General features: G+C 37.6%; 11 protein-coding genes and 1 pseudogene. 2 read left to right on the top strand and 10 right to left on the bottom strand.

From position 1 onward, the window contains the following. Nucleotides 1-105: 105 nt before the first annotated feature. The 7 genes and pseudogenes from ltrA to M1E09_RS02385 form a co-directional block, all read right to left on the bottom strand. Nucleotides 106-1908 (bottom strand): group II intron reverse transcriptase/maturase, encoded by a 1803-nt coding sequence (ltrA, locus tag M1E09_RS02415; RefSeq protein WP_456273309.1) that lies wholly within the window; start codon nucleotides 1906-1908, stop codon nucleotides 106-108. Between the two features lie 871 nt (nucleotides 1909-2779). Then, complete coding sequence (locus M1E09_RS02410) at nucleotides 2780-3415, bottom strand: TetR/AcrR family transcriptional regulator (protein ID WP_456273308.1); 636 nt, start codon at nucleotides 3413-3415, stop codon at nucleotides 2780-2782. A gap of 16 nt (nucleotides 3416-3431) precedes the next feature. Continuing rightward, nucleotides 3432-4229, bottom strand: a complete 798-nt coding sequence (locus M1E09_RS02405) for an ABC transporter permease subunit (protein WP_456273307.1) — start codon at nucleotides 4227-4229, stop codon at nucleotides 3432-3434. A 17-nt stretch (nucleotides 4230-4246) separates the two neighbouring features. Further along, nucleotides 4247-5119 (bottom strand): ABC transporter ATP-binding protein, encoded by an 873-nt coding sequence (locus M1E09_RS02400; protein WP_456274876.1) that lies wholly within the window; start codon nucleotides 5117-5119, stop codon nucleotides 4247-4249. A 310-nt stretch (nucleotides 5120-5429) separates the two neighbouring features. After that, a pseudogene (locus M1E09_RS02395) lies at nucleotides 5430-5846 on the bottom strand (tyrosine-type recombinase/integrase); the annotation flags it as partial. Between the two features lie 449 nt (nucleotides 5847-6295). Next, nucleotides 6296-6910, bottom strand: a complete 615-nt coding sequence (locus tag M1E09_RS02390; protein WP_456273306.1) for a TetR/AcrR family transcriptional regulator — start codon at nucleotides 6908-6910, stop codon at nucleotides 6296-6298. 19 nt (nucleotides 6911-6929) lie between these two features. Next, nucleotides 6930-8072 (bottom strand): FAD-dependent oxidoreductase, encoded by a 1143-nt coding sequence (locus tag M1E09_RS02385; protein ID WP_456273305.1) that lies wholly within the window; start codon nucleotides 8070-8072, stop codon nucleotides 6930-6932. A 366-nt stretch (nucleotides 8073-8438) separates the two neighbouring features. Between M1E09_RS02385 and M1E09_RS02380 the strand changes: the two genes are divergently transcribed. Further along, the gene (locus tag M1E09_RS02380) at nucleotides 8439-9425 is read left to right on the top strand and encodes an alpha/beta fold hydrolase (RefSeq protein WP_456273304.1); all 987 of its coding nucleotides are present in this window, start codon (nucleotides 8439-8441) and stop codon (nucleotides 9423-9425) included. Nucleotides 9426-9444: 19 nt separating this feature from the next. After that, nucleotides 9445-10050 carry a TetR/AcrR family transcriptional regulator gene (locus tag M1E09_RS02375; protein WP_456273303.1) on the top strand — a complete coding sequence of 202 codons (606 nt, stop codon included), beginning with the start codon at nucleotides 9445-9447 and terminating at the stop codon, nucleotides 10048-10050. Nucleotides 10051-11021: 971 nt separating this feature from the next. On the opposite strand, the gene M1E09_RS02370 is transcribed toward M1E09_RS02375, so the two are convergent. The 3 genes from M1E09_RS02370 to M1E09_RS02360 form a co-directional block, all read right to left on the bottom strand. After that, nucleotides 11022-11117 carry a TetR/AcrR family transcriptional regulator gene (locus tag M1E09_RS02370; RefSeq protein WP_456274875.1) on the bottom strand — a complete coding sequence of 32 codons (96 nt, stop codon included), beginning with the start codon at nucleotides 11115-11117 and terminating at the stop codon, nucleotides 11022-11024. A gap of 146 nt (nucleotides 11118-11263) precedes the next feature. Next, the gene (locus M1E09_RS02365; RefSeq protein ID WP_456273302.1) at nucleotides 11264-12013 is read right to left on the bottom strand and encodes an ABC transporter permease; all 750 of its coding nucleotides are present in this window, start codon (nucleotides 12011-12013) and stop codon (nucleotides 11264-11266) included. Continuing rightward, nucleotides 12014-12775 carry an ABC transporter ATP-binding protein gene (locus M1E09_RS02360; RefSeq protein WP_456273301.1) on the bottom strand — a complete coding sequence of 254 codons (762 nt, stop codon included), beginning with the start codon at nucleotides 12773-12775 and terminating at the stop codon, nucleotides 12014-12016. It lies immediately after the preceding gene. Nucleotides 12776-12890: the final 115 nt, after the last annotated feature.

The following is a 12890-nucleotide window of genomic DNA, read 5'->3' as shown; positions in this document are numbered from 1 at the left end:
CTCCGGCTTTTCCCCTGCTCCACACCTGGACGTGCTAGTTTCCCAGCATCCGGCGCTCCATCTACTGATATGTAATAGATTATAAGTTCCTCGTTACTTTGACGATTAGGATAATACGATATTTGCCTGTTCGCATACCTTTCGGTATTGATTAATTTTATTTAAAATGGGCTTTGAGATGTTGAGCTTTTTGAGGATTGACCTTATCTTTTCCATGTCAGTTAGGTGGATTAACCGGTGAATATCCTGGTGAAGGATTCGCAGGTTATGAAACTTATCGTCTCCACCTAGTGATTTTGGGAGATAGTGATGACAATGCACCTCAAACGCCTGTAAATCCCAGCCTGTGATTTCACATTTCCCCATTTTCATACTGTATCGGCTTATTCTATTATCCGCATATTCAACTGACCGATTAGGAAGGTTGGAGTTCAACAATTCACTGATTTCCTTTTGGATATCAGGACGAAGCTTCTTGTATAACATCTCTCGACCTTCCTCTGTATAGGGTGTCACCTTTGGACTGAAGTTCAACGAGTTGACCGTTTTAACAATTCCTAGTTGGAAAAGGTAGACTTCAGCTACTTTAAAAGTCTTCATGGTTACACTGTAAAATCTTTTAAACAGAGGCGGCGGGTTACTTGGGTGTTCTTGCTTCCCAACCGGTTGTAGTCGATTGTATATGAACGGCTTTAAGTCGTAGGCAAGACGTGAGAACACCGGGTTCACATGTGTCGCTCGCTTAAAATAATTATGGATGCCCAGTACAAAACTGTTAAAGCGCAGAACGTTTTGGGAAGTTGGTGAAGCTTTAATCCGACGGATTAGCCTTTTAGCTTCTTGTTTGATTTGGTTCTTTTTCTTTTGAATAACACCGGTATGCGCTACTCGTTTCTTCCCTTTTTTGTTCGCTTGTATCGTAAATCCTAGAAATTCAGACTCCCGTTTGCGTAGGTTAAGGATTTTAGATTTCTCTGGCGAGATATCAAGATTGAGCCGTTCCTTCAAATAACGACGGACCGCATGATACCACCTTTGAGCGGTCTTTCCATCACGGCAAAGAATTTTGAAGTCGTCCGCATAGCGGACGAGGTATCCTTCCTTCAGATTAGTCCTTTTCTTTGCGTATCTTTCACCTTCTTTTGATTTGTATGATTTGTGCAGGGGGAAGAACTCCCATTGATCAGCAATCCACTGATCTAAATCATTCAACACGATATTAGAGAGGAGGGGAGATAAAATTCCACCTTGAGGTGTCCCTTTGTCGGGGATTCCTTCTCCATCAATTTCTGCTTTTATCATTTTAGAAATACAAGCTGTTACTTTCCTATCCTGTATTCCTAAATTCCAAAGCTGCTTCATTAACCGTGTGTGGTTTACATTATCAAAAAAGCTCTTGATATCAATATCAACAACAAAATGAAGGGAGGCTTGATTAATCAAGTATTGAATCCTTGCCATCGCATGATGGGCGGACCGGAGAGGCCTAAAGCCATAACTGTGCTTATAAAAATGAGCCTCCGCAATGGGTTCCAGAACTTGCTTGAAACTCTGTTGGATAATCCTGTCCATAATACAGGGAATACCTAGCGGTCTTCGTTTCCCATTATCCTTTTCAATCCATTTTCTTCTGACTTTCTTAGGTTGATAGCTTTTCAGTATTGTACGCACCTTCAAGACGAGTTCATCTTCGGATAACTTCTTGATATCCGTTATCGTTTTCCCATCGGTCCCAGGTGTGTTTGAACCCTTGTTGGATTTGATGGTACGATAAGCGAGTAAGATATTTTCTCTTGAAATGATGACATTATAAAGGAAGGAAAAGTTGTTTCCTTCCTGGGCTTTCTCATATAGTTCCGTGAATGTCTCCGTCATATTGTAGTAATCCCAATATCGCAGTGTTGGCACTGTGGCATCCCTCCTTGTAGAAGTGATGTCCCCACATTCTTACCCGACCGGCACCATTCACGTATAGGAAAATAATCGTTTCATTCAGTAGACTTGGGGCTGTTCCTCCACTTTCATTACAAAAGTTTCTTCAGTCGTTCCCCTACCCTCACAAGGATAAATGCCTTTCGTAAACCTTATAGCAAACGCTTCGAGTGACAGCTCTTGGTTCAACGTTCCTTGCTTTCCAAGTACCTTACAACGTAGCTTTCCATTCTAAAGTTAGGTGCTTCCTTTAAGCCTGTGAGCTTGATACCGCCGTAGTCCGGTATAGCGTCTTTCAGAGGGGGCAATTTTACTCCACACCACTCACCCCATCGGAAGATGGGACATAAGTTTCCCTATGTTCGTAGCTCTAGACCCTTACCTTCGGAAGTTCGTCAGTTCTTTAGCTAACAGAACTATTCTCACCATTTCTAGTTTTTCAGCCGTGCGGCATATCCGTTGGCATACCTTTTGGCTTCAGCCTTCGTTCTGCCGAATCTACCTGTGCTTCAAACCCTATAACCTGTCAGTTATAACGCATGCAGGAGTATTGACGGGATGGTTTCGGGTAACATGGAACCGTCATTCCCATCCTCGGTTGTAAAGTTAGAATTTCAATTAAAAAAATCCCCTGCTTTTCACGCTTGATAGCGCTTATAGCAGAACTTGTCGCGCGCCCCCGTTACTTGAACAAAGCTAGAATTTGGTTTCTATATTCATTAAACCCATCAATCCGTTTCTCATCCATCTCATTAAATTAAATTACAGGAGCGGACTCTTTGCCTTCATTTCTACCTGAATAAGCTATTTGACATGGAAAAACTTTATCCACTTAAACTCATAACTATTATTTCTCCATACATCCATATTTTATCAATTCTATATATTCATCGATTTCAGGTATCATTTGCTCACTTAGTTTTTCAAATTCAATTCGCTTGTTTTGGTACAAGGCGATATACTTTTTGGTAATTTGCTCTAGCGCTAACATAGTCAAGTTAACCACTTTCTCGGGTGAAGCATGATTTTTTAAAAGCTGAGGATCTAGCAGTTTCCCTAGGTACTGGTCGCTGTAGTTCTCGACATTCTTTTGCAGGTGTTCTTGAACTTCTTCTTTCAGACCAACCGGCGGGTTTAGCAGTACATTAGCCACCAGGTTAGTTTCCTGACTGTACTTAAGCTGTACTCTCAACTTTGTTAATACGACTTCTTTGATTCTTTCAAAGAAGTCATCTGTTTCAAGCTTTTCTAACTCTTCCATTAACGTATTGCCAATAAGCTGCCGGCAATAGTCGATAACATAAAGGAAAAGATTCTTTTTATTTTTGAAGTAGTGAAACAATATGCCTTTAGAAATACCCGCTCTTGTTGTAATGGTATCTGTAGAAGTTTTCTCAAATCCTGTTTTGCCAAATTCCTCTATACAGATAGACAGAATCGATTGCTTCTTCTCTTTGGATAATTTCTCAAAATTAGGATACACGGAATAACCTCCAATTTTATGATGCTATGTCTTTTTTATTGTAATGAAGGAAAGTGGATACCGTTGCAATCAGAATAATACCCATCATTATCAATAAATACAGAGGCCTGATCTCATTTTCAGCTATCAGTTCAGCAGCATCGATATATTTGAATACACTAATATATTTTAGCACATTCAATTCTTCTGCTATTCCAGATGTAACGCTGAGTAGATAGGAGACGAACACAATTCCCAGTGATACGGCCGTAATAGTGCGTGATTTTTTCATTACAGCAGATAATAATAACGCAATGGCAGCGAATGTGAGATGAATCAACAGTGTTGCCATGACAAAGACGCTGTACGTTTTGAAGGGGATGGTGTCATCTGTAAATTGAAATCCTATTAAACTTATAACAACAATGGCCGTATTGATAATCAAGATGTTAGCAGCCACCGCCAAATATTTCTCGGCAATGATTCTTTTTCTTGAAATAGGTTTGGACAATAAAAATTCAATCGTCTTTTCATTTTCTTCCTTGGAGATGATGTTAGATGCCAGCATCACCGCATAGATACTCCCTAGTAAAGTTGTATATAAGTGAATCTGCATACCATAATAGCCAATCAATGTCCCGATATCCAGCTGATCCATGCCGAACGCTTTCTTGAATTCGTCGGGATAGGCGTTCAACATTTGATTCATTGCTTCTTGGTCTTGCGAGAATTGTGGATAAATACTCAAAGTCATCAGAATCATTCCCCCGATGATGAGGCTCCAGATGATCAGTGATTTTAAATTCTTCTTCAGTTCACGTTTAAAAATCAACATTCTTTTTTTCACCTCTCCTATTCATAAAAGTGCATGAATACTTCTTCCAACGAAGGTTCTTCGATGGTTAAGTCTTTCAAGTCCAATCCATATAAGTGATACATCAGCTTCTTTACATCGCCACTGAATAATAAATGAATATCTTTACCCGTTTGCTGTATATCCACAATCCCTTCAAAGTCGAACTTCATTTCCGTAGGATTATCAACCAGCATGTGTATTTTCTTCAAATTATTCTTTGTGAGTGTCTCGATTCTCTCTACTTTTACCAGCCTTCCTTCTTTAATGATGGCCACCCGATCGCACATCTTTTGAACTTCACTTAGGATATGGGAGGAGAAAAAAATGGTTGCCCCTTTTTCATTTTCTTCTTTTAACAGATCAAAGAAAATATGCTGCATCAAGGGGTCCAATCCCCCTGTCGGCTCGTCTAAAATCAGCAGTTTCGGTTCATGCAGGATGGCCTGAATAATGCCGACTTTCTTGCGGTTTCCAAATGACAAATCTTCAATTTTCTTTTGTAGATCCAGCTGCAGCCTTTCAGCTAATTCATAAATCCTTTTCGTGTTCTTATACTGATAAAACTTTGCCGAATAAAGTAGTATGTCTATTGCTTTCATATCGTCATAGTAATGGACTTCAGATGGAAGAAAACCAACATGTTTTCTTATTTCCCTGGATTCCGACACGATATCCTTCCCAAACAGAGAGGCAAATCCGTTTGTGGGATGAATGAAATTTAGGAGCGTTCGGATGGTTGTGCTTTTTCCAGCACCATTAGGACCAATGAATCCAAAAATCTCTCCCTCTCGGACGGAGAATGAAACATCTTCAATTCCTCGGCCCTTCCTATACTGTTTTGTCAGACCTTTAATCTCAATAACGTTCATCATCAAAACTCCTCACAAGGATATATTGACTGGCCAGTCAATATTGATTATACTCAATAATTGACTCGTCAGTCAATGCCTTTGTGTTATATTAGCGCAAAACAAAAAAGCAGGAAGCGAATTACCGCCCCTATATTGATGTCTATTTATTGAATTTACGTAAAAACTAAGAATAGCCATCTAAATTATATTATTATACCAGTTACTTCAATACTACTCATTTCAGCATTAGCAAGAGAGTTCTTCCATTAAATGGCCCGATACAAGAAGAAAGAGCCTTATACCCAGTAAGGAATGAAGCTCTGAAATCTTAAAAATATTTACAATAGAAGTCATGGCGCAGCTTACCACTAAGTTGAGCGTATATCCTTGTTGTCTAACTTCTCTTATGTCCTAAAAGGCTTTGGATCACTTCCAGGGGTGAACCGTTATTAATTAGGTGAGTTGCATAGTTATGTCTTAATTGAGGAGGCTGTATGCTCTTCTTTATACCTGCTCGGTTAGAAACCCGCTTTATAATGTATCGAATCATATCTATACTCATTCGGTGTTTGGGTTTCCTCTCTGTTATGAATAGGCAATCCTCTTGATCATCCCGTTCATCCAAGTACCGTTTTAACCAAAGGGAGCAGCGAGTATTAAAATAGACTTCCCTCTCCTTGTCACCTTTCCCGTGTACAATAACAGATTTCGCTGAGAAGTTGATATCTTCCCGGTTAAGCTTTACAGTAGGTTGAAAAGGCATTAAAGTTAACTCTTTCAATATCTACACTATTATTTGGAAAAGGTTCACCTATCTTTGCTTCGCTAAATTGAATATTAGATTTTTTGTTGGGTTTGTGATTGCTGCCAGAACGATTATGAGGAGGAGAACTATAATAGGCCTAAGTCGTCTTTTTGTTTTTATCATTCTTACAACTCCTTACACACATTCGTAATTTGATAAATAATGCTTCTTCCATTACCTCCCTTTAACTTAATACCAATTATTATAAAGTCCAGCTACTTACTCAAGTAAAACTCATAAAAAAAAGGAGCTTACCCTGTTCTTGATAAGCACCCTTTTTATCCTTCTTTTACAAATAAATCACACTCAACAAAATTTATCCCCTCGTCAATGGTATCACATATTAAAATCTGCATTATTTAAAACTTAATGTGAATTGGATTAAACACTTAACCTTTGTCTTGTGATACTAGAAATTGTATTTTTTGTTTGATTCTTTCTTTTATATCCTCTTCATTAACATCCTCACTAAAAGCGTAATTTACAAACTCATACAATAATGAACTATAGATGATTTCAACAGCTATTTCGCTCTGATAACTTTCTATGAGTAAATAGTTATTTTTAAGTTCAATCATGATTTCTTTTAATTTTTCTAAGAACCCAAAATCAATTTCAATTAACTGTTTAATTAAGATAGGATTGTTTTTATAGGAAGAAACAAAAGCCTGTAAGAGTTCTTGCAGTAATGATTTATCTATTTTAGTTAGTTGCTGTGAGTAATGCCATAAAAATGAGAATATTATTTCTGACGGATCATCTGATTTCTTAATTGAATAATTATAATGAGCTGTATCCCTGTTGTTTTTAATAAACACAGCTAACAAAATTTCTGCCTTTGTGTCAAAGTAATTAAAAGCTGTTCCAGATGCCACTCCAGCTTCTTTTGCTATTTGATTAGTAGTTGTTTTTTCAAATCCTACTTCCTTAAACAATTTCTCTGCAGCATTTAAAATCTTATTTTTAACTTCCCTCTTTTTCTTCTCACGAAGACTCAATTGCAAACACCAACCTCACGGAAAATTATATTGGCTTATTCATTTTTCCACCTATTTCTTTAAACAATTGCTTTTCTGTTGCCATACTCGTGACAAAATCCCGAGTAATTGACACTAAATGATTTTTAGTGAACATTATCTTTGCTAATCTACGAGAGTTTAATTGTATCTTGTCAATCCTTTCCCTTCTACGCATAGTATAGAGAAAAATAGCTTGTTCGACAAAATCTTTATTCACTCTGGATAATTCATCGTTTAGAACAGATGCAGATTCCAATGCCATAGAAGCGCCAATTCCTGCGGTAGGTAAAAAACCGGCAGCAGAATCACCAATCAAAACGACTCTTCCTTTACTCCATTTATCTGTCTTAAAATCACTTAGTTCTAAAAAATTTATATCTGTAGCCTTAGGAAGAGCTTTTAGGGTTCCCTGAACTATTTCGTCTCCCATTGTGTTGAACCTTTTCTGAATAAATAAAATGGTTTCTTCTCTTGTTTTTGGCATTTTCTTAGGAATTGGAATAATTGCTGATCCGCTGTAACCTTTTTGTGTTTGCCCGATCCCAAAGAATTTCCCTTTCCCCCAATATTCTGATGCACTGACTCCTGCTGGAAGATACTTTTTATCCAGCCAAAATCCCCATCCTCCCCAACCTGTAGGGGTAAGAGGTAGCTCACCAAATAATAATTTACGGACTGTTGAATGGATACCATCTGCTCCTACAACCAAATCAAAAGCATCTTTATTTCCATCTGTAAATGTGACATAAACCTTTTGGTCATCTTGCTCTAGTTTTGTTACCGACAACCCCATTCTAACGGGAGTTTCTTCAATACCCCTTTTTAATACTTCCAATAATTTATACCTGGCTATTAAATAAGTTTCACCAAATTGTTTTGAAACATTACTGAAAGTTAGTTGATTTAACAGTTTGCCCGATTCATTCAAAACTTTGTAATCCTTGGTGGGCGTACCCTCTTTAACATATTCTTCGTAGAGATCTAATCCATGCAAAACTCTGCTGCCTAAAGGCCATAATCCTAAAAAATAGCCTACTTCACCATATTCCTTTGCCTTCTCAATAATGACGGGCTCTATTCCTCTTTTCTTAAGTAATCCTGCAAGGCTTAATCCTGCTATCCCACCGCCAACAATCAAAATTTTCATATTAACACTCCTTAAATATATTTCGTTAAAAATGAGTGTACTCATATATGAGCACACTCATTATTTTCGCCTGATTTTCTTTATATGTCAACAGTAGAATCAATCACCTTTTCTAGTACGATATACAAACAGAAAGGCGCAATAGGCTCTGGCTCTGATATGACCACTCAACCTAAGAGGTGTGTTCAGATTGAAAATCAATAGTAGTAAAAAAATCAAACCATTTATTACTTAATAAATGTAAGGCGGCAGTCTCTATGGATGCAATCCCATTATAATCATTTATGAGAATTTGTATTTGATATTTGAATCAAAGTAATGTATATTTCAAAAATGAACACTGTTTATTTTTGAGGAGGAAGAAAAATGTTAATAAGTTTTGGAATTATGTTAGTTATTGTTTGTTTAATTTTTCTTGGATGGACCGATTACAAACGCTTTCTAAAAGATCGAAAAACTGTATATGAGGGTTTTTCTACGGTGAATACTTCTTATGGAGAAATTGAATATTTGGATTTAGGACCGAAAGATGCACCGGTTGTTCTTTATTCAACAGGTGGAGGCGCAGGAATTGATTCTGCCTTAGCATTTGATTGGCTAATACAAAATGGGTATAGGGTACTATCTATCAATCGCCCTGGTTATTCCAAACTTTCTGTTAATGTAGTAGATTCTATTAAAGGCCATGCAAAGATTTACCATGAGGTAATTGTATCTCTTGGTATTCGTGAAGTGAATGTTTTCGGAGTATCAATGGGCGGTCTGTCTTCCCTATATTTCGCTCAAATGTACCCTGTCAAGTCAATGGTTTTATGGAGTGCCGTATCAGGAGAATATCATCCTAACCAGGAAGCCGTCGATTCACCATTAGGTAAACTCGTCATGGGAAACAAGGGGAAGAGCATTATCTCATGGATGCTGGTGCGATTCGCAGAGGTTTTCCCGAAAGCAACCATTCGGAACTTCCTGAAAACTGAAGCCTATTTGGATAAAAATGAAACCAAACAAATAGTTAATTCAATTGTCTATGACGAGGACGAAAAAAGACGGTTTGTACAATTTGTGAAGTCTTTGACACCAATGAATAAACTTTATGACGGTATGATGGACGAGGTAGCAAAGTCTGCTTCACCTCAACATATTGAATGGGAAAAAATTAAGATGCCTGTTTTAGCCATCTATTCTAGTTGGGATAAAGATTTGGAACCTAATCATTTTGAAAGGCTGCAAAAAAATCTTGTTAGAGGGAAATTTATGACGGTTAAGGCAGGAGGACACTTTGTATGGTGGGGTACCGATGGGAAAGAAGTAATAAATGAAACAGTGTCGTTTTATGATAAAATAAACAAATAAAAAATTATGGAGTGTGGAAATGGTTCAGGTAAAGAAAAAAGCCATATATACAAAAATTCTTGACGTAGCCCGAAGAGAAATTGCTTTATCAGGATTTGATAAGATGTCTATGAGGAAAATCGCTATTGAATGCAACATTTCTGTCAGCAACCTATACAATTACTTTACTAATAAAGAAGCATTATTGGATGAACTGGTAGGTGAATTCTATTATCAAATATTAAATATTGAAGATGCAGATATTCCGATGCCCACTTCATTGAATAAAAGTGATTTTCATGTATATATTACCTCCATCACAACAAAACTGATCCATTTCATGGACAGGCATCAAGATAGTCTTCGGATTCTACTTTCAAAGGTGAAAGGTAGTAAATATGATGGCTTCAAGGAACACCTTATCAACAATTACCTTTCATATGAACTTAATTCCGTTAATCAAGTAACAAGTGAATATAAAATTAAACTCCCAAGTGCAACCTTGATTAAGAATTTGTGCTTTATGTACATGAACCTTTGTGAAACTTATTTACTCGAAGAGAAGCCGATGGAATGGATTGATGAGAGAATGGAAGAACTAAACCACTTTGTTGTATCTGGTCTTAGCGACTATATGGAACAATGATAAATATTTATATATTCTTTCACTGGATAACAATCTTTCTCTACTTCAACAATTTCACGATTGTTGAAGTAGGTAACAGACAAATATCACCATAATTATCCTGTAAGAAATTGGCTTAACTTTGATCAATTCCTAATTTCGGTTCTACAACTTAAACAACACACCACACACCCTCTTACTCTAAAAAAGAATACTTCAACAACCATAAAATATATCCAATAAAAATTACCCTCAGGAGAATGAGTCAGGGAAAAATTTATTTTATTGAACAGTCTGTGCAATAAGCTGAGTAGTTTTAACCGATGAAGTTTAATATTACTCTGTAAAACAAACTGCAGAAATAGTTCAAAATACAAAAAAACTGACGAATTTCTGTCCAAATTTGTTACTTTCTCCTTTTACTTTATCAACAATTGTCTCACATTATTCTAAAAGCGTAAAAAAACCATCTAAACGGGAAACTATTTAGATGGTTCTACAATATTGTTTTATTGAATTTCTTTTTTGCTATCTTCTTTTAATCCCATCCATCACAAAACGAATTGCATCTTCAATTTCATCATCATTAATATAATTATCATCTAACAATATAAAACGTGAGATTAAAAAATCCACCTAAAAATGAAAGCACCATTTTTATTATTTGGTTGTTAGGAATATCAACTAATTCACCACGATTTTTAAATATTTCTATCGCACTATTTAAACGCATGATAATATTTTCAGATACATAAGGTAAAATATCTTTCTTGAGTTTTTCATTATATAACATTTCTTTTATGATAACTTGAAGGATTTCTTTATTTTCTATAAAAAATTGAATTCTATTTTTCAATAAGGCTTTTAGAAACCCCTCAAACGCCCCTGCATTTTCAGTCATAATTTCCTGAAAAAGTTCTTCGGCCATATTAGGTAAAAACTCTTTAAGGAAGGGGAGAACCACAGACAATAGTAAATTATCTTTTGTCCCCCTAGTGTCTAAAAATCGTTCCTCCTGCAACTCCAGCGACTTTCGCGATTTCGCTAGTAGAAGTATTGGCGTATCCTTTTTTAGCAAATAATTGAATAGCATTCTCTAGTATCTTTTGTTGTTTTCAGTTTGTTTTTTTGATATTTTTGCTTGAAACAATCATTTCATCCAATAACTTCTTCTTAGACACACGCTTCACGCCCCTTCATTCTCCCCCTATTCTCATTTTAATATTTGTTATTCTTACCCTAACTGTCGCTTAAATGTTTTACTGGCAATCAAGTAAGCGATGACCATGAGTCCAACACACCAGGCGAGAGCGGTCCAAATACCGTTGCCTACAGGACCTTCATACAAGAGGGCACGAATCGAATTCACAATTGAAGTCACGGGCTGGTTCTCAGCAAATACACGAACAACTTTAGGCATCGTTTCAGTTGGGACAAAGGCAGAACTAATAAACGGCAGGAAAATCAGCGGATAAGAATAGGCTGTTGCTCCTTCCATAGACTTTGCTGTCAGCCCGGGAATGATAGCCAGCCAAGTCAGTGCCAGCGTAAACAGCCCGAGTATCCCGACTACCGCGAGCCAATCCAGAATACCAGCATTAGATTGGAACCCCATCAAGAGCGCCACGAGTATCACGACCATCACAGTAAGTGCATTGGATACAAGGGAGGTCAACACGTGAGCCCACAGTACCGAGGAACGTTTGATAGGCATGGTTATGAAACGAGCCATCAGGCCACTCTTTACATCCGTAAATAGGCGTAAAGAGGTGTAAGCCACACCGGATGCAATAGTGATCAGTAAAATTCCCGGTAACAAATAATTCACATAATTATCCCTGCCTGTTTCTATTGCGCCTCCAAATACGTAAACAAACAGCAACATCATCATAATCGGCGTAATCGCTACCGTGATAATCGTATCTGGACTACGCATGATATTACGCATTAAACGACCTAGTAATACCCCAGTTTTACTTTTCATTTAACTCTCCTCCTTTTTGCCAATTATCGCGAGGAAAATTTCCTCCAATGATGGCTGCTTCTCGATGTACTCCACTTTCGTTGGGGGGAACATCTCCTTGAGTTCGCCAAGAGTGCCAATCGTAATGATTTTTCCACCATGAAGAATGGCAATACGATCCGCAAGTTTTTCAGCTTCCTCCAGGTACTGAGTTGTAAGCAATATTGTTGTGCCACCTTTGGAAAGCTCCTTGACGGTATCCCAAACTTCAATCCTTGCTTCAGGATCAAGCCCCGTAGACGGTTCGTCGAGAAAAATCACTTCTGGAGTTCCGATCAAACTCATGGCAATATCAAGCCGTCTCTTCATCCCACCAGAATACGTGTCAGCACGGCGGTTGGCTGCACTGGTCAGGTTGAATCTTGCAAGCAGATTGTCGGTTACTTCAGCGGGATTGAAAACTTCCCGTAACTTGGCAATCATCATCAGATTTTCCCGCCCTGTTTGCATACCATCTAAAGCTGCAAACTGTCCAGTCAGGCTGATGCATTGACGAACCTGTTCTGCTTGACGCTCAACGTCAAAGCCACAAATACTTACTTCCCCACCATCTGGCTTCATAAGTGTGGAGAGGATGTTGACCGCCGTGGTCTTGCCAGCACCATTGGAACCAAGCAGAGCTAAAATTTCCCCACGTTGTACCTCAAAATCTACTCCCTTTAAAACTTCCTTGTCTTTAAAGGACTTTTTTAGTCCTTTTACAGAAATCGCCGTATTACTCATACTTTTTCCTCCTCATAACTAGTGCTTTTCTCATCTTAATTTCTATACTTATCTAATAAGTACTACAGATAATCAGTAACACTCACTACTGAATAAAAAATTTAACCGAATAGTG

It is taken from the genome of Bacillus sp. AK031, from assembly GCF_053903065.1.
The sequence above is the reverse complement of the archived record's forward strand: the minus strand, read 5'-3'. Positions and strand labels throughout refer to the sequence as shown.